Annotated in this window: 19 protein-coding genes, 1 tRNA gene, 1 pseudogene and 1 CRISPR repeat array; of the genes and pseudogenes, 16 read left to right on the plus strand and 5 right to left on the minus strand. The window is 55.5% G+C overall.

Going from position 1 to position 24462, the window contains the following annotated elements; all coding sequences use genetic code 11:
* Positions 1 to 708 precede the first annotated feature (708 nt).
* Both LEPTO7104_RS32265 and LEPTO7104_RS32270 read right to left on the minus strand, forming a co-directional pair.
* The gene (locus LEPTO7104_RS32265; RefSeq protein ID WP_017296726.1) at positions 709 to 1560 is read right to left on the minus strand and encodes a glycosyltransferase family 2 protein; all 852 of its coding nucleotides are present in this window, start codon (positions 1558 to 1560) and stop codon (positions 709 to 711) included.
* A 408-nt stretch (positions 1561 to 1968) separates the two neighbouring features.
* On the minus strand, positions 1969 to 2445 hold the full coding sequence (locus tag LEPTO7104_RS32270) for a DUF309 domain-containing protein (RefSeq protein WP_017296727.1): 477 nt from the start codon (positions 2443 to 2445) through the stop codon (positions 1969 to 1971).
* 91 nt (positions 2446 to 2536) lie between these two features.
* Here LEPTO7104_RS32270 and glmM point away from each other — a divergent pair, with 91 nt between their 5' ends.
* The gene (glmM, locus tag LEPTO7104_RS0101280) at positions 2537 to 4006 is read left to right on the plus strand and encodes a phosphoglucosamine mutase (RefSeq protein ID WP_026072264.1); all 1470 of its coding nucleotides are present in this window, start codon (positions 2537 to 2539) and stop codon (positions 4004 to 4006) included.
* 126 nt (positions 4007 to 4132) lie between these two features.
* Complete coding sequence (locus LEPTO7104_RS0101285) at positions 4133 to 4894, plus strand: hypothetical protein (RefSeq protein WP_026072265.1); 762 nt, start codon at positions 4133 to 4135, stop codon at positions 4892 to 4894.
* A gap of 108 nt (positions 4895 to 5002) precedes the next feature.
* Here LEPTO7104_RS0101285 and LEPTO7104_RS0101290 read toward each other — a convergent pair whose 3' ends face one another.
* Positions 5003 to 5377, minus strand: a complete 375-nt coding sequence (locus tag LEPTO7104_RS0101290) for a four helix bundle protein (protein WP_026072266.1) — start codon at positions 5375 to 5377, stop codon at positions 5003 to 5005.
* A 105-nt stretch (positions 5378 to 5482) separates the two neighbouring features.
* On the opposite strand from LEPTO7104_RS0101290, the gene prfB reads away from it, so the two are divergent.
* The 7 genes from prfB to LEPTO7104_RS0101325 all read left to right on the plus strand — a co-directional run bounded on the left by prfB (position 5483) and on the right by LEPTO7104_RS0101325 (position 10332).
* Positions 5483 to 6608 (plus strand): peptide chain release factor 2 gene (prfB, locus tag LEPTO7104_RS0101295; RefSeq protein WP_155523471.1). Its coding sequence is split into 2 segments (ribosomal slippage): positions 5483 to 5557 and positions 5559 to 6608, totalling 1125 coding nucleotides; the frame shifts between segments, so codons are not numbered across the junction.
* Positions 6609 to 6685: 77 nt separating this feature from the next.
* Positions 6686 to 7663 (plus strand): isopenicillin N synthase family dioxygenase, encoded by a 978-nt coding sequence (locus tag LEPTO7104_RS0101300; RefSeq protein ID WP_017296732.1) that lies wholly within the window; start codon positions 6686 to 6688, stop codon positions 7661 to 7663.
* A 94-nt stretch (positions 7664 to 7757) separates the two neighbouring features.
* Complete coding sequence (locus LEPTO7104_RS0101305; protein WP_017296733.1) at positions 7758 to 7955, plus strand: DUF3285 domain-containing protein; 198 nt, start codon at positions 7758 to 7760, stop codon at positions 7953 to 7955.
* Positions 7956 to 7958: 3 nt separating this feature from the next.
* A complete protein-coding gene (ybeY, locus tag LEPTO7104_RS0101310) occupies positions 7959 to 8477 on the plus strand; it encodes an rRNA maturation RNase YbeY (protein WP_017296734.1) in 519 nt (172 codons plus the stop codon).
* A 71-nt stretch (positions 8478 to 8548) separates the two neighbouring features.
* Positions 8549 to 9007 (plus strand): diacylglycerol kinase family protein, encoded by a 459-nt coding sequence (locus LEPTO7104_RS0101315; RefSeq protein ID WP_017296735.1) that lies wholly within the window; start codon positions 8549 to 8551, stop codon positions 9005 to 9007.
* 20 nt (positions 9008 to 9027) lie between these two features.
* Positions 9028 to 9633: an anthranilate synthase component II gene (locus tag LEPTO7104_RS0101320; protein ID WP_017296736.1), complete on the plus strand. Its 606-nt coding sequence runs from the start codon at positions 9028 to 9030 to the stop codon at positions 9631 to 9633.
* Positions 9634 to 9756: 123 nt separating this feature from the next.
* The gene (locus LEPTO7104_RS0101325) at positions 9757 to 10332 is read left to right on the plus strand and encodes a Uma2 family endonuclease (protein WP_017296737.1); all 576 of its coding nucleotides are present in this window, start codon (positions 9757 to 9759) and stop codon (positions 10330 to 10332) included.
* Between the two features lie 341 nt (positions 10333 to 10673).
* Here the strand turns inward: LEPTO7104_RS0101325 and LEPTO7104_RS0101330 are convergent, their stop codons facing one another.
* Positions 10674 to 11552, minus strand: coding sequence for an IS982 family transposase (locus LEPTO7104_RS0101330; protein ID WP_017296738.1), 879 nt, complete (start codon positions 11550 to 11552; stop codon positions 10674 to 10676).
* Between the two features lie 235 nt (positions 11553 to 11787).
* Between LEPTO7104_RS0101330 and crtI the strand changes: the two genes are divergently transcribed.
* From crtI to LEPTO7104_RS0101355, 5 genes are all read left to right on the plus strand, one after another.
* Positions 11788 to 13437 (plus strand): phytoene desaturase family protein, encoded by a 1650-nt coding sequence (gene crtI, locus LEPTO7104_RS0101335; protein WP_017296739.1) that lies wholly within the window; start codon positions 11788 to 11790, stop codon positions 13435 to 13437.
* A 199-nt stretch (positions 13438 to 13636) separates the two neighbouring features.
* On the plus strand, positions 13637 to 14401 hold the full coding sequence (locus LEPTO7104_RS0101340; protein WP_026072269.1) for an MBL fold metallo-hydrolase: 765 nt from the start codon (positions 13637 to 13639) through the stop codon (positions 14399 to 14401).
* 109 nt (positions 14402 to 14510) lie between these two features.
* A complete protein-coding gene (locus LEPTO7104_RS0101345; RefSeq protein ID WP_026072270.1) occupies positions 14511 to 15821 on the plus strand; it encodes an aminopeptidase P N-terminal domain-containing protein in 1311 nt (436 codons plus the stop codon).
* Positions 15822 to 15823: 2 nt separating this feature from the next.
* Entirely contained in the window at positions 15824 to 16087 is a 264-nt protein-coding gene (locus LEPTO7104_RS0101350) for a hypothetical protein (RefSeq protein WP_264307657.1), read from the plus strand.
* A 130-nt stretch (positions 16088 to 16217) separates the two neighbouring features.
* Positions 16218 to 16290 (plus strand) — tRNA-Val (locus LEPTO7104_RS0101355).
* Between the two features lie 340 nt (positions 16291 to 16630).
* A CRISPR array of direct repeats spans positions 16631 to 17183; the repeat unit is 37 nt; unit sequence CTTTCAATCGTTCCCATGCCTCGAAGGGTGAGGCAAC.
* 414 nt (positions 17184 to 17597) lie between these two features.
* Here LEPTO7104_RS0101355 and cas12k read toward each other — a convergent pair.
* Positions 17598 to 19544, minus strand: a complete 1947-nt coding sequence (cas12k, locus tag LEPTO7104_RS0101360; RefSeq protein WP_017296743.1) for a type V CRISPR-associated protein Cas12k — start codon at positions 19542 to 19544, stop codon at positions 17598 to 17600.
* Positions 19545 to 20031: 487 nt separating this feature from the next.
* Between cas12k and LEPTO7104_RS32275 the strand changes: the two are divergent.
* Positions 20032 to 23484 (plus strand): annotated as a pseudogene (locus tag LEPTO7104_RS32275) (helicase-related protein).
* 313 nt (positions 23485 to 23797) lie between these two features.
* Positions 23798 to 24462, plus strand: a 665-nt coding sequence (locus tag LEPTO7104_RS32280; protein ID WP_017296746.1) for an IS630 family transposase, incomplete at its 3' end; no start/stop codon positions are given.

The following is a 24462-nucleotide window of genomic DNA, read 5'->3' on the forward strand; positions in this document are numbered from 1 at the left end:
CAAGTTTGAATCAATAAATAGGTAAACCTAGGGAAAGTCCTACGCTAGAAGAAATGATTTAAAAATGCTCTGAAACACCCCGATGAGCCTTTAGGGGTAGCGTGAGCAGACCATTCTAAAGTTTCAAAGCCCAGTGCTTTTACATAAACTATGATGGACTAGATTTCAATCAAGTCCAAACAGAATGCTAAAGCATCGACTTGATTTCCCGGAAAGATAAAGCTTAAGCTAAAATTCTTAGATGCCTAGAATTATTTAGGGGGGACTCAGTAGTGAAAAGGCTTGAAATGAAAGTGTGCCGATATTTACAACGTACTTGCTTCTCATGCCAGATAGCCCTGCCAACTCAACCGACTTAAGTTTCTCAATAATAAAACTTGGCATCAAACCTGCCGGAACTTTGCTATTGCCCGTAGAGACCGGGGAAACACAAGTCGCTATGGGGGACTAATCAAGCTAGAGGCGGGCGAGACGTGAAACATGCGTCTTCTCTACTAAATCTCAAAAGATGATTACATCTGTCTAAGATAGTAGCGTTAGCAATTGTATCCTTTTATAAATCTTATATGAAGCAAAAGAGCTTGTAGTAATGATTTTCTAAAGTTGACTGCGACAATATCTCTTGCAGAACAAGGCCTACTTCACGGCACCCTGCCCCTTTTGAACTATTTTCTAACGAGGAGAACTAGCCCTTCTGGCGGCATTGAGCTACAGCCCGGCAAGCAACCGATTGACCACTCCCATGTGCCAGCCCAAGCGCCAAAGACTGTGACTAGACCTAAATCCGGATCCTATAAACCGCAGCATCCAGAGGGGAATCAGCACCAGACGCGGCGCTATTCCGTGAAGCTGCATACCCTTTTCGCGGTAGCGCAGGTATAGGGTGGCAAGCCCGTAGCCCCAATTGTGGGCTTTGTGAAAGGTCAACCGCTGGGACTCTATAAATGACTGCTCAGTACCCGTACCGTGGCGGTAGTGCACTACCGCATCCGGTACGAAGACCAGCGTATGGCCAGCCATCTGCACGCGAATGCAGTAGTCGGCGTCCTCTAGGTGTGGGATGGTTTCATCAAACCCTCCCACAGCGTCGTGGACATCTTTGCGAATAGCCAGTGCACAACCCCCAGCAAAGGGATAAAAGGGCGTTCTAAACTTTTGTAGCCCTTGATTCTCGGGGGTATTTACACCATTTTTGTTGAGCTTTTTATGGTCAATGCAGCAGGCTAAGAAGCTGTGGTCGACAAAGGCGCGGCCCAGAGCTTCAACCCATTCTTCGTCGACCTCGTCATCGGCATCGCAAAAGGCCAGGTATTCTCCAGTGGCCGCCTTAGCTCCTACGTTGCGGGCGTAGGAGGCCATTTGTACCCCTGTGGCATCGATAAGCTTGAGTCCTGGCAGGCGATCGCGGTACTGTTCTACAACGGCGCGACTGTTGTCGGTGGAGCCATTGTCGGCCACAATCACCTCGTAGGGGGCCAAAGTTTGTTTAGTTAGAGCCTCTAGCTGCTGCCCGATGAGCGGAGCTTCATTAAAGCAGGGAATAACAACGCTTATTTTCATAGTGTCAATTGTTTAGGGGAATACAGGTAGGTGTCCTGCGATCGCAGGACTCTGTCATTTACAATCATCTTTCTAAATATCTTTGGTTAGGCCCGTAGGGAAATAGCAAGGCTTGGTGTAACTATCGGCACTCAGTGACCAATCGTAGCCCTGGGCTACCATAGACCCTATCAGTCGGAAGATAGAGATTTCTAGGCCCATTCTTTCAAGACATCTCACGGTTTTAAGGATCCATAGGGCAGAAAAACCAGATGCTCACAGCATAGCTATCCAAGCAGGCTTCATAGAGATCTTTCTATAGAGTCTCTATGAAGATTAGGCCATTTGTAAGCACACCCACAGGAACCTTACTGGAAATCGCTCCGAATGACTATGACGCTTTACACAATCTGCGGTACTGGCTGTGGCCTAAGCCTGACTTTGGCCATAGAGATACAGGGCAGGTAGAGGGTGATCGGCTCCGGCGATCACAACTACAGGATTTGAATCATCACCCTCTGGCGGTTTGCCCTGGGCTTGGACTACTGCATCTGCCACCTCCTGAACGCGATCGGGACCAGTTTGGTGCAGGACTGTTAACCAGGCCCAGCCGCAGTCCACCAGGCGAGCGATATCTACTCCAGCATAGGCTGGCTCAAAAGGACGCAGTCGATTTACCCCCTCTCCCAGGAGAATAGACGCTCCCTGCCAGTTGTGGTTTCCCAGGTGGTACAGCCCTACGGCAATTTGCAAAATACCCTGATAAAACGGCTTCTCTAAGGTGTTAGCCTCCATCCAGATTGATTCGAGCACGTCATGGCAGCGGTAATATTCGCCCTGATTAAACAGAGCAATGCCCTCTTCCAGGCGGGGATCAACACTTTCGGTAGAGCTATAAGTGGCCATACAAATGGCGGAACTGGCCTAGGGGGATAGTTCCATCCTAAGGCAGAGGTGCTATCCTCCACTGTGAGTGTGAGGTGTGAGGAAAATTACTATGGTTAGTTCTCCGGTAAGACCCACGGGCACGGCACCCCTGGAGCAGCAAAACGACAACAACTCCACAGCGACTGAGCCATTTGTCCAGGGTTTGGCCGCAATGTCACTGCCCCCTGGACCGCTGTTTGGTACTGACGGCATTCGCGGCAGAGCGGGCGATCTGCTGACTGCTCCGCTGGCCATGGAAATTGGCTACTGGGCCGGGCAGGTCATGCAGGCCCAGGGGCTGGCCGACGGGCCTATCATTTTGGGTCAAGACTCTCGCACCTCGGGGCATATGTTGGCTACAGCCCTATCGGCGGGCCTAACGTCCGCTGGTCTGGATGTCTGGCACATTGGGCTGTGTCCGACCCCGGCCGTGGCCTACCTGGCGGAGTCTTGCCAGGCCCTGGGGGGCATTATGATTTCGGCCAGCCACAACCCCCCGGCTGACAACGGCATCAAGTTTTTTGGCGGCGACGGCACCAAGCTATCGAGTACTGTGCAGGCAACTATCGAAGCGGCCCTGCGGGGACAGGGGACAGCGATGGCGGCCAGCACCTGGGGCCAGTGCTACTATCGGCCCGAGTTGGTGAACCGCTATGCCAGCTTTTTGCACGAGCCTCTCCAGCCCGGTCTTGACCTAGCGGGCATGAGGGTAGTGCTGGATATGGCCTGGGGATCGGCTACTCGACTGGCCGAGCAGGTGTTTATGGAAGCTGGGGCCGAGGTGATTGCTTTGCACGGTGCCCCCGACGGCGATCGCATTAACGTAGACTGCGGCTCGACCCACCTGGAACCGCTCAAGGCTGCGATCGCGCTGCACCAGGCCGACCTGGGTTTTGCCTTCGACGGCGATGCCGACCGGGTGATGGCAGTCGATGCCCAGGGCCGCGTGGTCGATGGCGACTACATTCTTTATTTTTGGGGCAAGCGCCTGCAAGAGCAGGGGCGGCTGCCTAACCACACCCTGATCTCGACGGTAATGGCCAACCTGGGCTTTGAGCGAGCCTGGGAAAAGCTGGGCGGCACCCTGGTGCGTACCCAGGTGGGCGATCAGCATGTCTACAGCGAGATGGTCAGTCGCGGGGCCAAGCTGGGCGGTGAGCAGTCGGGCCACATTCTCTGCCACCACTACAGCCTCACGGGCGACGGCATTCTCACGGCTTTGCACCTGGCGACCCTGGTGCAAAGCCTGGGTGGGTCGCTGGCGGCTTTAGTAGATGACAGCTTTCGGACCTATCCCCAAAAACTCCAGAACGTGAAAGTGGTCGATCGCGATCGCCGCCTCCACTGGCAAGACTGCGCCCCGGTGTGCCAGGCCGTTGATGCGGCTGAGCAGGCCATGGGCGACGAAGGCCGGGTGCTGGTGCGCCCCTCCGGCACCGAGCCGGTGATTCGGGTGATGGTTGAAGCCATTGATGCAGGTCTAGTCGATCGCTGGACCCAGCACATCGTGCAAGCGGTCACTCAGCATCTAGCCGTGTAGAAGTAACACCTGAAAAACCGGTATAGCGCCGGGGATTTGGTCAAATTTACTCGCCACTATGGGGGCAGATAGCGGGAAATACGTTTCCTGGCTATCTGTCCCTATTGCATTTGGAGCCCGGTGATGATGGCGAGCTTGCTCAGTTTGGTGCTGGTGATAATTTTGCTGGGCATGTTTGGCCTGGCTCAGTGGTGGCAAATTCCGGTAGGTAACTTTGCCGACTGGGTGGTGGGCCTGGCCAGTTTTGGCTGGCTGCTGACGCTGACCACCATACCCTGGAATATCTACTTTGAGGCTAAAGAGGCGATCAGCGAAGCGGCTCTGTCGGCGGAAAACGGTATTGCGGTGGACGATCGCCAGGTGGGCTACGTGCGATCGCTGGCCCGCTGGTCGCTGCGCCTGGTGCTAGCCCTGCACCTGATCACCGCCCTGGGGCTCTATCTGCTCGCCAGCACGGGCGTTAGCCAACTGGGCTACTGGGGCTCTGCCGCCGCTCTACTGCTCAGCGGCCTGCGCCCCGCAGTTCGCACCTACCAGTACTTCGCCGCCCGCATTGCCGCCATTCAGCAGCAGTTTACGTACCCGCGCGAAGATGTGGTGTGGCTGCGCGATCGCCTCACCCAGGCCGAAAGCCAGATCAAAACCCTGACCGCTCAGCTCGACACCGATGACCCCGCCTCATGGGCCGCCACCGAGCAGCGCCAGCGCCAGGCCCTGCGGCAGGATCTCACGGCTCTCGCTACGGAAGTCACAACGCTGGTAGCAACCAACCAGGCGGAGCACCAGCGGCTCGCGCTGGAGGGGCAGCAGGCGATCGCCCAGCTCAGCGCCGACGGCCAGTTCCTAGAACACGTCCGCGAGATCATTCGCTTCTTCAAAGCGGCGTAGGAGGGTGGGAAGGTGGATGAATTGAGTGTTTGCCAAGGTTAGCTTGTCAGTTCAAAGTGTAAAATTCAAAGTTCAAAAATAGGAGGCTGATCAACATTTTTGAATTTTTCATTTTGAACTCTTCCCCCTCTCCTTCGCACTCACCACAATCTTCGACATCACCCTTACCAACTCTTCCGACTCATCAATCAGTCCTGTCAATCTCGCCTCTGTTACCAAGTCCGTTGCCACCAGTAAGCGTAGCCAGTAGCGAGTCTCTCGCAGCTCCTTCAGCGCAATCTCCATCTTGTGAATAAAATCTGCCCGACTCTGCCCTGCCTGAGCCTCCTCCACATTCGCTCCCACCGATGTACCTGACCGAATCAACTGTCTCACCAACGGCTGATTAATAACTGACATCGTCCCTAATGTCTGGCACAGTTTCACGATCCGCACCGCAAACTCAAACGTCCGCTCTGTAATCGGCCTTGTCACCTGAACCATTTTGAACCTTGAATTTTGAATTTTGAACTCCCCACCTCTGAATGCCCCTCCACCGCCCCTCGTCAACATCCGCTATAGTGATCTTCCAGTCCACCACAGCACACCATGCTAGACACCACTGACCTCAAGCGTGAACTTGAGACGCTCACCGATCGCCTGGGTAAGACCCAGGACTATCTTTGACATTCCTGCCCTCGAAGCCAAAATTCAGGACCTGGAACAGCTGGCGGCCCAGCCCGACTTTTGGGATGACCAGAGCAAAGCCCAGGACACCCTCCAGGAGCTGAGCGACTACAAGGCCAACCTGACCCAGCTCACCACCTGGCAGGCCAACCTCGACGACACCGCCGCCATTCTTGAGCTGCTGCAGGAGGACAACGACGAAGCCCTCTTTCAGGAAGCCCAGGGCACCGTCACTCGTCTAAGCCAAGAACTCGACCAGTGGGAACTCCAGCAGCTGCTAGCTGGCCCCTACGACAAAAAAGGCGCGGTGCTGACCATCAACGCTGGGGCGGGCGGCACCGATGCCCAGGACTGGGGTGAGATGCTGCTGCGCATGTACACCCGCTGGGCCGAGCGCCAGGGTTATCAGGTGCACCTGGTGGAAATATCGGAGGGTGAGGAAGCGGGGCTGAAGTCGGCCACGCTGGAGATCACCGGGCGCTACGCCTACGGCTACCTGAAGTCCGAGAAAGGGACTCACCGCCTAGTGAGAATTTCGCCCTTCAACGCCAACGGCAAGCGCCAGACCAGCTTCGCCGGGGTCGAAATCATGCCGATTCTCGATCAGAATATCGAGCTGGAGATTCCCGAAAAAGACCTGGAGATCAAGACTTCGCGATCGGGCGGGGCGGGCGGTCAGAACGTCAACAAAGTTGAAACGGCGGTGCGCATTACCCACCTGCCGACAGGGATCTCGGTGCGCTGTACCCAGGAGCGATCGCAGCTGCAAAACCGCGAAAAAGCGATGATTATTCTCAAGGCCAAGCTGCTGATCATTGCCCAGGAGCAGCAGGCCCAGGCGATCGCCGAAATTCGCGGCGACATGGTAGAAGCGAGCTGGGGTGCCCAGATTCGCAATTACGTGTTTCACCCGTACCAGCTGGTCAAAGACCTGCGCACCGGGGTTGAGACCACTGCGATCGACGACGTGATGGCTGGGGATCTAGAAGCCTTTATTCAGGCCTACCTGCGCCAGGAAAATCAGGTTCTCCAGGAGCAGACCGTTTAAGCTCCAGCCGGTACCCTAGAGTCACCGTCGGGTGGGAAGTGCCCACCACCAGAGCATCCTTCGACAAGGAGGACGTTATGCAGTCAGGTGGCAAAGCCGTAACCATGCAAACTGAGATTCCCCTGATCGATTTTTCGCCCTTTCTCACCGACGATCCGGTGGGCAAGATCCAGGTGGCGGCTGACATCTATCGCGCCTGTCATGGGGTGGGCTTTCTCTACCTGACCAACCACGGCATTCCCGAGGGGGCGATCGCGGCGGCCTTTGCCCAGTCGCAGCAGTTTTTTGCCCTGCCACTGGCCCAGAAACAGGCGATCGCCTGGTCGAGCGAGGTCAGCAACCGGGGCTACATTGGCCTGGAGCGCGAGCGGCTCGACGAAACCCAGCCCGGCGATCTCAAAGAAGCCTTCAACCTAGGCCGAGAGATGGACTCTGCCGCGATCGCCACTGAAGACGCGGCGCTGGTGCAGAACCGCTGGCCCGCCCAACCCGCCGACTTTCGCACTACGCTAACCGAGTTCTTTGACGCCTGCGCTACGGCTGCCGCCAAAATTTTTCGCGCTTTTGCCCTGGCGCTGGACATGCCAGAGGAGTTTATCGTCGCCCACCACAGAGCTCAAAACTACACCCTGCGGCTACTGCACTACCCGCCCCTGAATGTATCCCCTAAACCAGGGCAAATTCGGGCCGGGGAGCACTCCGACTACGGCACCCTGACTCTGCTGTTTCAGGATGATGTCGGCGGCCTTGAAGTGCTCAGCGCTGCGGGAAACTGGATTGCGGCCCCAGCGATCCCCGGTGCCGTGCTGATTAACACGGGCGATCTGACCGAGCGCTGGAGCAACGGCGTGTTTCGCTCGACCAGGCATCGAGTCAGCCTACCCCAGGGCGAAAAGGCCCAGCGAGACCGCTATTCCATCGCCTTTTTCTGTGAGCCCGATGCCGATGCCCTGATTAGCTGCCTGCCCACCTGTCAGGGGCCAGACCAGCCGCCCCGTTACCCGCCGATTGCCGCTGGAGACTACCTGTTAAGCCGGTTGCAGGCCACCTATTGAGGCAGAAAGGTGGTGCAAAGGAAGGCGATCGCCCTTACCCTACCTACCCCAAAAACCCGGTACATTAAAACTATCTCGCACTGGAGCGTTCCCTATGAGTCAGGACCAATCGACCCTAGACCCCGCTACCACCGATCAGCCATCTTCTGCACCTGCCGAAGCGCCCCCCAGCTTTGTCAAACTGGCCATGCGCAACATGGTCAAAAAGGGCGGCAAGTCGCTGTTCCACTTTTCGCTGACCGTGACCGCGCTGCTGAGCCTGCTGGTGGGTTTGGCCTACCTGACCCGTTAACCAATGGCAACTCCGACGTCTTCGCTGCCCACCCTTGAGGTGGCCCTAGAAACCGACCACCCTGACAGTGCGGTGGTCACCAACGACGAGTGGGAGCGCTGGTTTACTCAGTGGGGCCAGCAGATGGCGCTAGAAGGGTCACCGATTGGGGCCTACGAACTAGCGCTCAAGCTGACCACCGACGCTGAAATTGCCGCCCTCAACCAGCAGTTTCGCCAGCTCGATCAGCCCACCGATGTGCTTTCCTTTGCGGCCCTGGAGAATGACTTTCCCGTGGCGGATGAACTGTTAGCTACAGAGCCCTTGTACTTAGGCGACATTATTATTTCACTCGACACCGCTGCCCGTCAGGCTGCCGAGGCGGGCCACTCGCTGCGCTGGGAAACCGCCTGGCTCGCCGCCCACGGGTTTTTGCACCTGCTCGGCTGGGATCACCCCGACGACCCCAGCCTGGTCGCCATGCTAGATAAACAGAGCGTCCTCCTCACCGCCGTTGGGTTAAAGTCTGAAAAAGTAGGCTAAATTGGCCCTGATTCATTCTCCACGGTACGGTATAGGGGCATATTGCCCGATCGCCTCTATCAACAGTATCTATGACTCTCTATAGCGAAAAATCTGAGTCGGTGGTGCCGGTGTCCGAGGGCAACCTCGACTCGGTCAGCCGATCGCTCTCCTGGCGCGTGGCCACTAACCTACTGGTGAGCTTTAGATATGCCTGGCAGGGGGTGGCCTATGCCTTCCGTACCCAGCGCAACTTTCGCATTCACGTGGTGGTCGGCAGTGTGGCGGTGGGGCTGGCGATCGCCCTGCGCCTGGCCCCGGTAGAGCTATCGGTGATTATCCTTACCTGCGGCGTCGTGCTCACCCTGGAGCTGATTAACACCGCTCTGGAATCGGTGGTTGACCTCACGGTACAGCAGACTTACCACGAACTCGCTAAGATTGCCAAAGACTGCGCCGCCGCCGCCGTTTTGATTTCGGCCCTGATTTCCCTGTCGATCGCCGCCTGTCTGCTGCTGCCCCCTCTGTGGCAGCTGCTACAGCTCCTTTAGCTTTATTTTTTGCTGCCGCCATGATCCTTATTATCGATAACTACGACAGCTTCACCTACAACCTGGTGCAGTACCTGGGCGAACTGGGCACCGAGCTACCCATGGCGAGCGACCTACAGGTGTTTCGCAACGACGAAATCACGGTGGACGAGATTGTTGCCCTCAAGCCAGACGGCATTGTGATCTCCCCCGGCCCTGGCACTCCCGACGACTCTGGGGTTTCCCTAGCCATTATTGAAAAGCTTGGTCCCACAGTCCCCGTCCTGGGCGTGTGCCTGGGGCACCAGAGTATGGGTCAGGTTTTTGGCGGTAACGTGGTGCGCGCCGCCGAACTCATGCATGGCAAAACTTCTCCCATTTACCACACCGGCAAAGGGGTCTTCGCCGGTCTAGAGAATCCCTTTCTGGCCACCCGCTACCACAGCCTGGTAATCGATCGCGACACCTGCCCCGATGTTCTCGAAATTACCGCCTGGGTCGAAGACGGCACCATTATGGGTGTACAGCATCGCGACTATCCCCACATGCAGGGGGTGCAGTTTCACCCCGAAAGCATTCTCACCGAAGCGGGTATGGAGATTTTGCGGAATTTTTTGGTGTCGCTGCCAGTGCCCGTCACAGCGTAGGGACGATGGTTCCCGATAGTTACTTTGCAAAATCTAGCTGATTCTCTTGTCAGGGGGGCACACCCTCATCCCAGCCGACCCACAGCTACAATTAAAGCTACAGCTTTTCCGGGGTTCTCAGCTATGAGCGTTGCCAAAAGCCCAGTTCGCTGGACCACGAAAGACATCGAAGCGCTGCCTGAGAACGAGTGGGTTCGCTACGAGATTATCGATGGAGAACTGTTTGTGACCAGGTCGCCCCACCACAAGCATCAGCAGCTAGCGGGCCGCATTTTCGCCGCTCTGGATGCCTGGGCTGTAGGCACTGGTTCGGGTGAGGCATCGATCATGCCGGGACTAATTTTCTCTGACTCAGATAATGTATCGCCTGATGTCGCGTGGGGCAGCGATGAGCGCATTGCTCAAATTCAGGACGAGGCTGGACACTTTCAGGGCGCACCAGAACTGGTTGTGGAGGTGCTCTCGCCGGGTAAAACCAACGAAGAGCGCGACCGTTCCGCCAAACTCAAGCTCTACTCTGTTCAAGGCGTGTCGGAATACTGGATTGTCGATCGCACCGCCCAGCGGATAGAAATCTATCGCCGTGAGCAGGCCCAGCTTGTTTTAACGGCCACCCTCTTGGCTCAGGACACGGTTACTTCACCCCTGCTGCCAGGGTTTGCGCTGCAAGTTGCCCGCCTGTTTGCGGTCCGGGGTTAAGGTTAAATAATCGCTCGATAACGATGCTTTCCTGTGGTGAGGCGTATATGGGCATGGCAAGGTCCAGAGCTGCCCATTATCTGCGCTAGTGCTGACCCGCTACCCATCCTTAGAGCGCTGGATGGCTTAACGTAGATGCCGTAGTGGCGATGGCTCAGCAGCGCTAGGTATAGCCATAGTCGCGTTGGTTAGGACATCCAGAAACCCTAGGAACGTTCAAACGTTTGAACGTTCCTAGGAGACCTGTCTTAACCAAACTAGCTACAGCTCTAAAACCCAATATTCCTTGCCATCGCGTTCCGAGGCGGCGTGCAAAGAACCTGGGGTAACCTGAGTTCGGGTTAAGCCGATGGAGGAAGAGCGAAGTCAAGATTGAGGGAAGGCTTCTTGGGCTGATGGCAGTAGGCAATCAAGCCACAGATGACATTGACCATGAAGTTGGTAGGGCTGCGATGCCTGGAATGCTCAATCTGGGAGATGTTCTTGAGCTGGTCAATGACGGTTTCGACAATGGCGCGCTTGCGGGCCAGTAACTTGTCGGTGAGCCGCATCAAGTGGTTTGTCATGTTGCGCCTGGGTTTGGCAAAGAACTCGATGCCACAGGTCTCAAAGAGGCGTTCTGCCAGTGCTTTGGAGACATAGCCCCGGTCAGCAAAGACCTTGCCATAGAGGCCTTGAAGCAAGTCACAGGCGGGCTTGCGGTCGTCGGTATTGCCCGGCGTGATTTGGATGTTGAGCAACTCCCCTTGGTCATTAACCACCAGGTGGAGCTTGAAGCCAAAGAACCAGTCAACTGAGGTTTTGCCCCGAGCCGCCAGGCCGCGAAACACCTTGTGGCGTCGAATCCGACGGTTGTGGCACACCTTGAGGCTGCTGCTATCGATAAAGCTGATGCCGCTACAAGCGCCAAAACAGTGCTTCAGGTACACGCATAAGGGCAGCAGAGCCGACGGCATCCACTCCACAAAGCGGTGATAGCTGACCAGGCCAGGAAAGGCCTCTCGCCAGTGCACGCAGACATGCTTGTTGTAGAACGCCTTGAAGTTGCGATAGTGCTGCTGGTGGAAGCACACCAAGATTGTCATCACCTCGCTTAAGCTCAGCGATCGCTGGCGCTGACGGTGTTGAACGCCTTCACCCAGCAGCATCTGGTGCCATTTCGGCTCGAACTGACAGCAGAAATCATCAATGTGGCAAAACAGCTCTTCTAGACTATCCATAGGGGGGCCTGCTGAATCATTTACGTGATATAGCCATAGTCACGTTGGTTAGGACATCCAGGAACCCTATGACCGTTCAAACGTTTGAACGGTCATAGGAGACATGTCTTAACCAGACTGGCTACAGCTATATCAGCTTACAGAGCCCCTCCTTTCCTTATCCCGAACTCAGGTTGGGGTAGTAAGATATGAAGTGGTTATTAACGTTTGTAACAGAATCTCTCAGGAGTCGAGCATGGGCCGCAAGCAGGCGATCGTGATTGGTGCGGGTATTGGCGGGCTGGCCATGGGTATTCGCCTGCAAAGCCTGGGGTTTGACACCACCATTGTCGAAGCGCTGGACGCCCCCGGCGGACGGGCTTACGTGCGTCGCGAGCAGGGTTTTACCTTTGACATGGGGCCGACGGTGATTACGGTGCCCCACTTTATTGAAGAGCTGTTTTCGCTGGAGCGCGATCGCGCCGACCTGACCTCCGACGATTTCCCCTCCACCATTGTCGATGAGAACAAGCGCATCAAAGAAGGGGTTTCGGGTGGCCCCAACACCAGCCGATACGTGCAGATCGTGCCGATTTTGCCCTTCTACCGCATCTACTTCGACGACGGCACCTTTTTCGACTACGACGGCGACGAAGCCCACACCCGCGAGCAGATTCTCGCCCTGGGCGAACCGGGTGACCTGGAGGGCTATGAACGCTTCCACGAGCAGTCGCGCGCTATCTTTGAGCGGGGTTTTTTAGAGCTGGGCTACACCCATTTTGGCGACGTCGGCACCATGCTCAAGGTTGCCCCCGACCTGCTCAAGCTCGACGCCGTGCGCAACCTGTTCCGCTTTAGCAGCCGCTACTTCAAGAGCGACAAGCTGCGCCAGGTCTTCACCTTCGAGCCGCTGCTGGTAGGCGGCAACCCCCTGTCGGTGCCCGCCATCTACGCCATGATTCACTTCGTGGAGAAAACCTGGGGCATTCACTTTGCCATGGGCGGCACCGGGGCGCTGGTGCAGGGCTTTGTGAAAAAGTTTGAGGATCTGGGCGGCCAGATTAAATACAACGCCCCGGTAACCAAAATCAATGTCACCCGCCAGGATGGCAAGAAGGTGGCTACGGGCGTGACCCTGGGCGACGGACTGACCATGGAGGCCGATGTCGTGGTTTCCAACGCCGACTGGGCTACCACCTACGGCAAACTAATCGAGCCCCAGTACCGCTTCTGGAACAGCGATCTGCGGGTAAAGCTGACCCAGCAGTCGATGTCGGTATTTGTGATCTACTTTGGCTTCAAGGCCGACGGCAACGAGACCGAAAAGCTGCGCCACCACACCATCATTCTCGGTCCCCGCTATGAGGAACTGCTAAAGGACATCTTTGGCCGCAAGATCTTACCCAAAGATTTTTCCCAGTACCTGCACCTGCCGACGCTTACCGACCCGTCGCTGGCTCCTCCCGGTCATCACGCCGCCTACACTCTGGTGCCTATGCCCAACAACAAGTCGGGCCTTGACTGGAATGAGGTGGGCGATCGCCTGCGCGATATCGTTTTTGATTTCCTCGACGAGCGCGGCTACCTGCCCAATCTCAAAGAGCGGCTGGTGTGCCATAGCTACATCACCCCCGACTACTTTGAAAACACCCTCGACGCCCATGTGGGCAATGCCTTTGGCCTTGAGCCATTGCTGGTGCAGTCGGCCTTTTTCCGCCCCCACAACCGCAGCGAGGACGTGAAGGGACTGTATCTGGTCGGCGCGGGCACCCAGCCCGGTGCGGGCACCCCCAGCGTGATGATGTCGGCTAAAATCACCGCTCGCCTGGTGGCCGAAGACTACGGCGTCTCCGACGACGTTATCAGCGGCAAGGCCAGCTCAGAACTCAGCCCGCAACCAGCGTAGGGCGCATTCGCGGCACAAGTCGCGATCGCGATTTGAGGTTTAGAGATCCGCATTGCACCGCTCAAGCCTGCAACAGCCAAAAGCCAGCATCAGGCATGGCCAGTTGCGGGGCTGGCTCAAATTTAGGCAATAAACCGGCAGGTCACGGTCTACACTAGGCTAGCCGACGCTATACGTACTGTGCGGGAGTGAGAGAGTCATGAAACGGCGACAACTACTGGGCTACACCGGGGCAGGATTGGGGACTGTTCTGGCGTTAGGGATGCGCAGTCAGGCCCAGGCTCAGACGTCAGGGGTCACCATTCGGAGCCTGGGCCACACCGCCTTTTTGTTTACCGGCGGGGGCAGGCGAATTTTGGTCAACCCGTTCCGCCAGATTGGCTGCACGGCGGGCTTTCCGTCGCCAGCAGTGGCCGCCGACATTGTGATGATCAGCAGCCGCCTGTTTGACGAAGGCTACCTCAATGACCTGCCCGGCGAGCCCCGAGTGCTCACCGATCCGGGGGTTTACGACTTTGACGATCTGCGGATCCAGGGCATTCTCACCCCCCACGATCGCGAGGGAGGCCGCCGCTTTGGCACCAACACCGTGTGGAAGTGGACCCAGGGTGGCGTCACCATCGTTCACATGGGCGGAGCCGCCGCTCCGCTGGGGGTAGAAGAACAGATTTTGCTGGGTCGCCCGGACATCATGCTGGTGCCCGTGGGGGGTGGCCCCAAGGCCTATACCGCCGCCGAGGCCGTGCAGGCCGTGCAGGTACTGAAGCCCAAGATCGTGATTCCAACCCACTATTTGACCACCGCTGCCGGAGACAGCTGCGAACTGGCTCCGGTCGATGAGTTTTTGAGCCTGATGCAGGGCACCCCGGTAACTCGCGCCAGCAGCGGTTCGCTGGTCATCCGCCCCAGCGATTTGCCCAGCCAGGGCATGCGGATTCAGGTCTACCAGTACCCCACGGCTTAAACCACCGAGGCAGAAACCGGATTTCTGCGGCAATCGTCAATATCCCTTAGCATTTGATCAAGGAAACCCGGTTTCTCGCCCGCTGCCCTTCGCTTCTGTCTATCGGCCCATGACCACTCCCTACGCCCACCGTCGTCAACGTGCAATGGACCTCATCGGCGGGGGGACCGCCATCTTCGCCAGTGCCCCTCCGGCGGTGATGCACAACGATGTGGACTATCCCTTTCGTCAGGACAGCAACTTCTACTACCTGACAGGCTTTAACGAGCCAGGAGCCGTAGCGGTGCTGGCCCCCCACCACGACGAGCACAAGTTTGTGCTGTTTGTGCGGCCCAAAGATCCTGAAAAAGAAACCTGGTCGGGCTACCGGGTCGGGGTCGAGAAAGCTAAGGAACAGCTCGGAGCCGATCAGGTTTACCCAATTGCCGAACTCGATGAGCACCTGCCCAAGTATTTGGAGCGGGCCGATCGCCTCTACTACCACTTCGGCCACGACCAGACGTTGAACAACCGGGTGATGCGCCACTGGCAGCGGCTGCTGGCCACCTACTACAAGCGCGGCACTGGCCCGGTGGCGATCGAAGACGCCACGCTGATGATGCAGACCCTGCGGCGGGTGAAGTCGGCGGAGGAGCTGGAATCGCTGCGGCGGGCGATCGCAATTTCGGCCAAGGCCCACAACCACGCCCGCGACATCGCTCGACCGGGCCGCTACGAGTACGAAATTCAGGCCGAAATGGAGCACATCTTTCGCCTGGAGGGGGCCATGGGGCCAGCCTATACCTCAATTGTGGCCTCGGGGGTCAACGCCTGCATTCTGCACTACGTCGAAAACACCTGCCAGATGCGGGAGGGCGACCTGCTGCTGATCGACGCGGGCTGCGCGGTGGACTACTACAACGCCGACATCACCCGCACCTTCCCGGTGGGGGGGCGCTTTAGCGACGAGCAGCGGATTTTGTACGAGCTGGTGCTGGAGGCACAGCTGCGGGCGATCGCCGCCGTCAAACCCGGTGCCCCCTTCAACGAGTTTCACGATGCCGCCACCCGCACGATCACCGAGGGGCTGGTAGAGCTGGGCCTGCTGGCGGGCAACATCGACACCCTGATCGAAGAGAAAAAGCACAAGGCCTTTTTCATGCACGGCACCGGCCACTTTTTAGGCCTAGACGTGCATGATGCGGGCATTTTGCGGAACCCCGACAAAACCTGGAAGCCATTTGAAGTCGGCAACGTGGTCACTGTCGAGCCGGGAATTTATATTTCCCCCACCTACGAGCCGGTGGAGGGCCAGCCCCAGATTGACGATCGCTGGCGCGGTATCGGCATTCGCATTGAAGACGATGTGATGGTTACTGAGGGGGGCTGCGAGGTGCTGACAGCGGCGGTGCCTAAAACCCTGGAGGAGATGGAGCGTTAGTGATGATCGGTAGCCAATCGACGGCAAAAACGATGTTTCTCCTGGCCTCCATGGTGGGGTGGCTGATTGTGGGAGCGGCGATGATGTATCTGTTTCCTGCGATCGCCGACAGGGTTGTGGGCAACGATCTAACCCATCTGTGGATGACCAACCTCGCCCGCAGCGGCTACAACCCAATCCTGGGTTGGGTTGGGGGCGGGGTGGCTCTGGCCATAACGGTAGCGGGCAACTGGGTTTGGTATCAGAACTTTGAGGGTAAACGCTGAGCCGCCACGGCCGACAGTATGCCAGTAAGTCCGCAGGGCGATCGGGAGCTGCCTTGGAATGAGAATCCATTCCAGAATTGACCAAAACTGCTCCATGCTCTGGTAATATAAAAAACTGCAAATGCAGCACGGGCGATTAGCTCAGTTGGTAGAGCGCCTGCCTTACAAGCAGGATGTCACTGGTTCGAGTCCAGTATCGCCCATATGTGTACTTGTGTCGAATAACAGATTGCTTGTCATCGTTAACAGATTCGTGTCGTTTTAACGGTTTACCTGTCGTTTTTAACAGATTTCTGTCGTCAAGGCGTTTTTACTGATCGTTAACGCGCTATATGTCGCCTTTATGCCGTTGTAAGGCAGGCGCTCCTTTCAATCCACCTGTGTACAGTATAAGCCAAGAGATCAAACGTATTGCCTGGCCTTCAGATTGAGACTGCGAGACTTTTGGAAAGATTGCCTTGGAAAGCTTTCAATTGTTCTTGTGCCTCAAAGTGTAAGGCAGCCGAATACCGCGCCTAGCCAAGTCCCACGTTTGCTAGAGACCTTTTAATTGTTCAAATGCCTCAAAGGGTGAGGCAACCTCCGAGTATTGACCAGGTGAATCGCTCTGAGCATTACATCTTTCAATCGTTCCCATGCCTTGCAGGGTGAGGCAACGTGGGAAAGACCAAAGGCTTTATAGCCACCTCTCTCTTTCAATCGTTCCTATGCCTCGAAGGGTGAGGCAACTCTGATTAAAGCTGCCAGCGAGGATGTGGATGCGGACTTTCAATCGTTCCCATGCCTCGAAGGGTGAGGCAACGGCTTGTGACTGACCCGAACCAAACCTATTGGTGGCTTTCAATCGTTCCCATGCCTCGAAGGGTGAGGCAACGAGTCCCTACAGGATGAGGGGATCGCTGCATCCTTCTTTCAATCGTTCCCATGCCTCGAAGGGTGAGGCAACCCAACCGCCGCGATCGGTGACGATCGCGAAATGAGACGCCTTTCAATCGTTCCCATGCCTCGAAGGGTGAGGCAACTCCGTGGTGCAGGTAATGGCGACCTTCCCGCTGAGTGCTTTCAATCGTTCCCATGCCTCGAAGGGTGAGGCAACCCCTGGGAGCTGTAACCCTGATTCAGCAAGCTTTTAAGAGCCCTTTTTGGCAAAGGTCAGCTTGCAAGGAAAATCAAGTTGTCTTAAGTGCTACTTTAACTCTTGCCAATAGGCTGAAAGTCTTAGACAGCATATGCTTCACGCTTTTGACAAACCCTCCAGGGATTTTGCCCTTGCTTAGGTTTGCCAAATTTAGGGTTTGGGTGGATTCCTCCTTGATCGGAGGTGTAAGCGGTAACCATCACTACGGAACCCGTGCCCTCTAATCGCCAGCGCACCAACGATCTTTGGGTGGACAGTCACCTGAGCCAGAAAGCAAGACTGCTTAACAGGCAGTCAAATCAGCTCGCATTTAGCACAACACATTGGCCATTACTGGCATGAGCTGCGGCGCTAGGAACAGCATAATAGTACCTATGAACCAGTGTCAAGGATTTTCCTGACGTTTCGTGCTTGAAACCCTGCGATCGCGACCTCCCGTGCCTTGTCCTGAGGACTACCTGTAAGGGGTTGTTTGATCGTTTCCACTGATAGCCCTGCTTGCAGAGCTTTGCTTTCAATCTTTTGAGCTAGCCGGTTGTAGCTCCAACGGTGAATGCTGGTGCGATAGTCTAGGGCGTATTTAGCCTGGATTTCCTTAAGGGTCGTCTTTTGCTCTGCCTTAGCCTTGACCTCGCTCTCGATGATTTCGCGGATGTTGGCTAGGTCACCGAGCACTATGCTGCTGGCGTTGTACTGCTGAGCAATTTGGACAATAGCTTTTGCGATTAGCGAATCGATCTGGTCTCCTAAGCCTTCCTTAGAAATGCGGTTGGGAGCAAACTTCAGCTGTTTGCTGCGCCGTAGCTGGGCCTTTTTCCGTTGGCGCTGGCGCTGCCGGTTGAGCAGCTTATGATCGTCGCCAAGCAGTTGTCGAATGCTTCGATAGGCAATGGCTTGGCCTGTAGTGATATCTACGATAGCTAGAGTGGCGGGCTTATCTAAGCCAAAGCTTACCCCAGCGAGGACTGTTGGACTTCCCTCATAGAGGGGGCGGCTAGGACGGGGAAATGGGTTCTGAAGCAGAGCTAAGGTCTTTTCCTTCTTGCGAACAGAGTCTTCCTGCTCGTTGGTCAAGTTGCCTTTGGCCTTTGTACCAGAGATCATCTGGGCAATTTTGGAGGCTTTTTCTTGACTAGCTTTTTCGGTACCTTCCTTTGTCCAGAGCAGGGTATCGACACTGCAAAACAAAACCAGTCGGTTTCGATCCCAAGGGTTGCCTTTGCCAGCGTCTAATCGCCAGCTAATGCGGCCTGAGCGAAGCGTTAGAGCACCAGCAGAGTGTGATTTTCTGCCCTGTTTTTTGATGGTTTGATCGTCTAGGAAGCGTTGAAACCAGTGGAGTTGGCGGATATCGCAGTGGATCTCAAATGAATGCTCGGCTAGCCCATTGAAGCTCACGCAGAGTCGTCCCTTAGCATTCTGAGACCATTTTAGGTCTTCGTTGGTCTCGTAGGCTATGGGAAAAGGTAGGGGGCTAGAATCTGTAAGAAGATCAGCTTGCCACGCAGCAGCTTCGGCTTCATCTTTTGGGACTTGCTGGACGGCCATCTTGAGGGTGTCAAGCCACTTTTCATCGGTTAAGTCGCGCCCTTTGGGCAGCCGAGTGCGGGCTAGCTGCTCAATGATCCGTTCTACTCGAATTTCGGCTTTGCGGCGGCGCTTCTGAAATTTCTTGGCATCCTCTGCCTTCGTGGGAATCTGGCAGTTGTGCTTGAGCAAATAGGCGATCGCGCACTTAGACAAATCTGTTTCTGCGGTTTTGTATGCCTCAAATAGCCAAGGATAGAGGCTTTTACTGGGTTGGGCAGATTTCTCCTTCTGAGCCTTTTTCTGGGGGCAAGGAGATTTTTTTGATTTTTTGGCACTGGGGCTGGGAGGTGCCGCACCCTCAGCCTTGACCAAAAGCGCTGCCGCTTCGGCTCGAATGACCCCTAGGTCTTGATTACAGGCGGCTATGAGTTCGTCATCGCTCTGGAGGATGGTGAGCCAGTGGGTTTGACCAGCCAACTGACTGTACAGACGCCGCCGCTTGGTGAGCCATGACTTGTAGATTCGCTTAACCAAATCTCGGCCAGCGTGATACCAGCGCCCTGGAATTCCCCGGAAAGCCGGATCCTCTTTTAGGGCTTTGCGCAGGTCTTCAAAAACATCGGCAGGAATTTTTCCTTTTTGGTTCCATTCTTCAAAATTGGGGTGCTGCCCTATTCTGACCAGCATCTCGTTGATGAATGGGGTATAGATGTCGGCCATGAGATGCCAAAGGTACTGGCGGGTTGCTTCGCTCGCAACCAAACTACACTGAATTGTGATTTGGGCCATAGCTAAAGTAGTTCATTTGAACTAAATATATGCAACTATTCCTTTAGGGCGCAATAGCCTTTGTTCCCAAACCTCAGGTTTTAATGATGCAATGTGTTAACTGCCTCTTAAGTTTGCAAAACTCGCCGGATTGGCCTGGCTAAAGTGGGCAGTATTAAGCAGGCATGCCCTCATAGGCCGCATCTGAATGACCAAGCCTAAATTTCAACTTCAGGACTTGCTGGCCCAAGGCGAATCTGCCCTAACGGCGGTCAGTACCCTGCTTGGTCAAGCATTTGCAGTGCTCGACTGTAGCGGTGTTAATGAGCTGTCCCAGGATGAACTGACAGCGCTATTCTCTGGAATACCGGCTGATTGGCAGTTTGTTGAGCTGGGCGGTGTGATTGATGCCAACAGCTTGAGTGAATCTCTGGCGACTCAGATTTGTAGCTGGGTAGATGGAGATTCTGCTGAGCCGGAGCAGCCCGCCGCCGCGAATAGACAGGGGATTGGTGCTGACCAGATCAAGCCTAACGCTGTTCTCAAGGGCAGATTCTTCCCAGAGCCAGTGAAGGTCTTAGTCGCAGAACTGGTCGGTGATGCAATCAAGATTGTTGGTCAGGGGTTGACGACCAATCAAACCTATACCCCGATCCTGACGCGGGAGCAGCTTGCCCAGCTTGAGGTAAGCCCTGATAAAGCACCGTTCGATGGAGATTCTCAGCGGTTTCGCTTGGGGGTTGAAGCCATGCGTCTGGGATTAGCCCATGAGTATGACCCCTATTTTTCGCTGACCATCGCCCGAGTGGATCCTCTCCCTCACCAGCTTGAGGCGGTGTATGAGTATTTTCTCAAACAGCCCCGGATTCGCTTTCTGCTGGCGGATGACCCAGGGGCTGGAAAAACCATTATGGCGGGGTTGCTGCTGAAGGAACTGAAAATTCGGGGGCTGGCTAAGCGGACGCTGATTGTGGCTCCCGCCAACCTCACGTTCCAGTGGCAGCGGGAGATGAAAGACAAATTCCGCGAAGATTTTGAGGTGATTCGGGGCGACGTGCTGCGGGCCAACTACGGTATGAACCCCTGGCAGGATCGCAACCAGGTGGTGACCTCAGTATCTTGGGTGTCGCGGATTCAGGATGCTCAGGAGAGCTTGCTGCGATCGCATTGGGACCTAATCATTGTGGATGAAGCTCACAAGATGAGCGCCTACAGTACCGACAAAAAGACCCTGGCCTACCAACTGGGGGAAAAACTGTCGGATCTGACCGATCACTACCTGCTGATGACCGCTACCCCCCACAAAGGAGATCCGAAAAATTTCTGTTTATTCCTTGAGCTGCTAGATCGCGATGTCTACGGCGACGTCAGCAGCCTGGAAGAGGCCATGCACCGCAATAATGCGCCGTTTTACCTGCGGCGGGTGAAAGAGGCGCTGGTGACTTTCCCAGACCCGGAGACGGGCAAGCCCAAGAAACTGTTCACTAATCGGCGGGTAGACACCCTTGAGTTCAAAATCGACTCAGATGAGCTGGACTTTTATGATGAGCTGACCCGCTACGTTGAAGACCAGTCCATCAAGGCCGCCCAGGATGACTCGGCCAAGGGGCGTGCCCTGGGGTTCACCATGGCCATGCTCCAGCGGCGGTTTGCCTCTAGCATTTACGCGGTGCGGCGCAGTCTGGAGCGCATGCGAGACAAGCGACAGAAGATATTGGAAGACCCTGAGGGTTACCGACAGTCTGTCATTAGCCGCAAGCGGCCCGATGACTTTGAGGACTTGACGGAGGAAGAACAAGAGAAAATCCTCAGCGATCTGGAATCCGTAGTGGCATCGGTGAACCCCCATGACCTGCGGGAGGAAATTGTTCAGCTTGAGCGTTTGATTAAGCTGGCCAAGCATCTGGAAGAGCGAGAAGTTGAGTCCAAGCTGGTGAAGCTAAAGGACGCGTTGACCAAGCAGGGCATCTTCAGCGACCCCAAGATGAAATTGCTCATTTTTACCGAGCACAAGGACACCCTAGATTTCTTGGTAGGCAAGCTGCGGGATTGGCGGCTTAGCGTCACTCAAATCCATGGGGGCATGAAGGTTGGCGATCGCGACACCCCCAATACCCGCATTTACTCAGAGCGTGAGTTTCGGGAAGACTGCCAAGTGCTGGTAGCTACCGAAGCCGCAGGGGAAGGCATCAACCTGCAATTTTGCTGGTTCATGATCAACTACGACATACCCTGGAACCCGGTGCGGCTAGAGCAGCGTATGGGCCGCATCCACCGCTATGGCCAGGAGAAAGACTGCCTGATTTTCAATTTTGTTTCTACAAACACCCGCGAGGGGCGGGTCTTTTGGAAACTGTTTGAGCGGGTCAAGGCGATCGAGAATGACTTGGATCCAGAGCGAACGGGCAAGGTATTTAACGTGCTGGGCGACGTTTTCCCTTCTAACCAGATTGAGAAGATGCTGCGGGATATGTATGCCCGCAATTTAACCGAGGACGTGATCAAGAGCCGGATTGTGGAGCAGGTAGATACAGAGCGCCTGCGACGGCTGACGGAATCGGCTTTGGAGGGGTTAGCCAAGCGGGAGCTAAACCTGGGGTCGATGATTGGTAAGTCGGCAGAGGCGAAGGAACGCCGACTGGTGCCGGAGGTGATCCACGATTTCTTTATTCAGGCGGCACCTATTAGCGGCATCTTCCCCAAGGCCGTGGGCAAGCGGCCCGTTTACCGCATTGGCCGAGTGCCCCGGTCTCTGTGGTCGATTGGCGATCAGCTAGAGCCTCGCTGGGGGCGGTTGGGTAAGGAGTATAAGCAAGTCGCCTTTGCCAAGGAGCTTACCCAGGATGACCCCACCCTAGAGTGGGTAACGCCTGGGCATCCGTTGTTTGAGGCGGTGCGGGAGGATGTATTTAATCAGGTGCAGGATGACCTGCGGCGGGGAGCTATCTTCTACGATCTGAAGCGAGAGCACCCGGCTCGGCTGGATGTGTTTTCGGCGGCAATCCAAGATGGCCGGAGTCATGTGCTGCATCGACGATTGTTTGTGGTGCAGACGGAAATGGACGGCCAGATGGTGGTCAAGCAGCCCACATTGTTTTTAGATTTGGTGCCTTTGGAAAAGGCTAAGGATGCTAAGGGAGAAGCCAAGGTGACTGTGCCCGATGACAGCCGTTTACCCCGGCAAGACTAGGTTGAGCAAGTGCTGATTGAGCAGGCATTGAGCCCATTTTCAGAAGAGATTCAGGCTGAGCGGCAGAAGGATGTCAGCACCATTCGGGAGCATTTGGAAATTAGCCTGAATGCGATTATCGATCGCGTCCAGTGCCAGTTTGCGGAGTTGCTGTCTCAGAAGGAGTCGGGCTCTCAGGAGTCTGGTCTGGATGGGCGGATGAAGCAGACTGAAGACCGCCTGTTTGAGCTGAATGGACGGCTAGAAAAGCGCCTGGCAGAGCTGGAGCAAGAGCAGAGCTGTGCGATCGCAGATATTCGCCACTATGGCCAGGCCTGGGTGCTGCCCCACCCAGAGCGCAATTCGCCCGAGATGGCCTCGATGGTGAGTAATGAGGAGATTGAGAAGGCTGCGGTGGATGCGGTCATTGCCTATGAAGAGGCACGGGGTTGGCAGGTGGAGAGTGTGGAGTCTGAGAACCGAGGGTTTGACCTGATTTCTCGCAAGCCTCACCCAGAGGATCCGAAGACTGCTATTGCGGTGCGGTTTATTGAGGTGAAGGGGCGATCGCAGGTGGGGGAGGTGGCGTTAACAGCTAATGAGTACAAAACCGCCCAACGGATGCGGCAAGATTACTGGTTGTATGTCGTGTTTAACTGCGCCACCCAACCAGAGGTAAACCTGATTCAAGACCCGGCCCAGATGGGCTGGGAGCCTGTGGTGAAGGTTGAGCACTATCGAGTAGGGCTACAGGAACTGAAAAAGCAGATTCGAGAGGCAGGAGAAGCCTGACGATTCCTGACCCAATGCCCACTCGCTGACAATACTATCTGGCCAAGGCTAAGTTCTCACAAGAGAGGGGGTTGGATGGATCCATCAGGCATAGAAAATTTCTTTATTTGACAAGGCTTACTATGATGAACACTAGAAGAAATATACTTCTACTGCGCGGGAGTAGCGAATGGCGATAGGTGAACGACTTGAATCTCCACCATTGGTCGAAGCATTATGCGAATTTCGCTTTGTGCCTTCTGGCACATGGGACTGGACTAAGCTGTTAAGCATCTAAACTACATATTAGGGAGTGTATTTTGGTGAGTTATACATGCCAATCAAGAATTACCTAACGGCCGAAGAGAAACAGGAATTGCAGAAGCAGCTTAAATTTCATGAGCATCCCGACGTTCGTGAGCGTATTCTAATTCTGCTATTGCGAAATGATGGCAGAAAACAGCAAGAGATTGCAGACTTTCTAGGTTGCTCCTTAAGGAAAGTAGCCCATTGGTGTGCCCACGGAAATCCAAGTGACTTAGCCAGTTTAACCGATGAACGAATGCATGGGAATTATCATAAGGCCACCGATCAATATGTCAACTTATTATTGGATGTCATTGAGAAAGAGCCTCAAGAATTGGGGTACGAATTTGGTCGATGGACGGCGGCTCGGCTCGCCACATATTTAGAACAAGAAACCGGGATTCAGCTAAGTGGGAGTCAAGTGAGGAGGATTCTCAAGTCAAAAAAGTACGTTTACCTCTGGGCCAAATATAGCTTAGAGGAGAAGCAAGATCCAGAGAAGCGAAAACTCTTCAAGGCAAAACTGTTGGAGTATTTAAGAATTACTAAAGAATCCCCAGAGAAGCTCCAGGTCTGGTTTTGGGATGAATGTGGCTTTAGTTTGAGAGTGACACGTCGAAAGGATTGGAGCCAATGGTCCAGCATTGGGAACTCACCGCCACGTAGGTGCCCCGCAGCGAGGGCGGAGCCAGG

It is taken from the genome of Nodosilinea nodulosa PCC 7104 (assembly GCF_000309385.1).
GTDB classification, from domain to species: Bacteria; Cyanobacteriota; Cyanobacteriia; order Phormidesmidales; family Phormidesmidaceae; genus Nodosilinea; species Nodosilinea nodulosa.

Bases quoted from the DNA above. Each gene is read 5' to 3' on its own strand.
- LEPTO7104_RS0101285 (WP_026072265.1), top strand. From the start codon at position 4,133: ATGGCGAGCTTGCTCAGTTTGGTGCTGGTGATAATTTTGCTGGGCATG.
- crtI (WP_017296739.1), top strand. From the start codon at position 11,788: ATGGGCCGCAAGCAGGCGATCGTGATTGGTGCGGGTATTGGCGGGCTG.
- ybeY (WP_017296734.1), top strand. From the start codon at position 7,959: ATGGCAACTCCGACGTCTTCGCTGCCCACCCTTGAGGTGGCCCTAGAA.
- LEPTO7104_RS0101290 (WP_026072266.1), bottom strand. From the start codon at position 5,377: ATGGTTCAGGTGACAAGGCCGATTACAGAGCGGACGTTTGAGTTTGCG.
- glmM (WP_026072264.1), top strand. From the start codon at position 2,537: ATGGTTAGTTCTCCGGTAAGACCCACGGGCACGGCACCCCTGGAGCAG.
- LEPTO7104_RS0101320 (WP_017296736.1), top strand. From the start codon at position 9,028: ATGATCCTTATTATCGATAACTACGACAGCTTCACCTACAACCTGGTG.
- LEPTO7104_RS0101315 (WP_017296735.1), top strand. From the start codon at position 8,549: ATGACTCTCTATAGCGAAAAATCTGAGTCGGTGGTGCCGGTGTCCGAG.
- LEPTO7104_RS32265 (WP_017296726.1), bottom strand. From the start codon at position 1,560: ATGAAAATAAGCGTTGTTATTCCCTGCTTTAATGAAGCTCCGCTCATC.
- LEPTO7104_RS0101325 (WP_017296737.1), top strand. From the start codon at position 9,757: ATGAGCGTTGCCAAAAGCCCAGTTCGCTGGACCACGAAAGACATCGAA.
- LEPTO7104_RS0101340 (WP_026072269.1), top strand. From the start codon at position 13,637: ATGAAACGGCGACAACTACTGGGCTACACCGGGGCAGGATTGGGGACT.
- LEPTO7104_RS0101330 (WP_017296738.1), bottom strand. From the start codon at position 11,552: ATGGATAGTCTAGAAGAGCTGTTTTGCCACATTGATGATTTCTGCTGT.
- LEPTO7104_RS0101305 (WP_017296733.1), top strand. From the start codon at position 7,758: ATGAGTCAGGACCAATCGACCCTAGACCCCGCTACCACCGATCAGCCA.
- cas12k (WP_017296743.1), bottom strand. From the start codon at position 19,544: ATGGCCCAAATCACAATTCAGTGTAGTTTGGTTGCGAGCGAAGCAACC.
- LEPTO7104_RS32270 (WP_017296727.1), bottom strand. From the start codon at position 2,445: ATGGCCACTTATAGCTCTACCGAAAGTGTTGATCCCCGCCTGGAAGAG.
- LEPTO7104_RS0101300 (WP_017296732.1), top strand. From the start codon at position 6,686: ATGCAGTCAGGTGGCAAAGCCGTAACCATGCAAACTGAGATTCCCCTG.
- LEPTO7104_RS0101350 (WP_264307657.1), top strand. From the start codon at position 15,824: ATGATCGGTAGCCAATCGACGGCAAAAACGATGTTTCTCCTGGCCTCC.
- LEPTO7104_RS0101345 (WP_026072270.1), top strand. From the start codon at position 14,511: ATGACCACTCCCTACGCCCACCGTCGTCAACGTGCAATGGACCTCATC.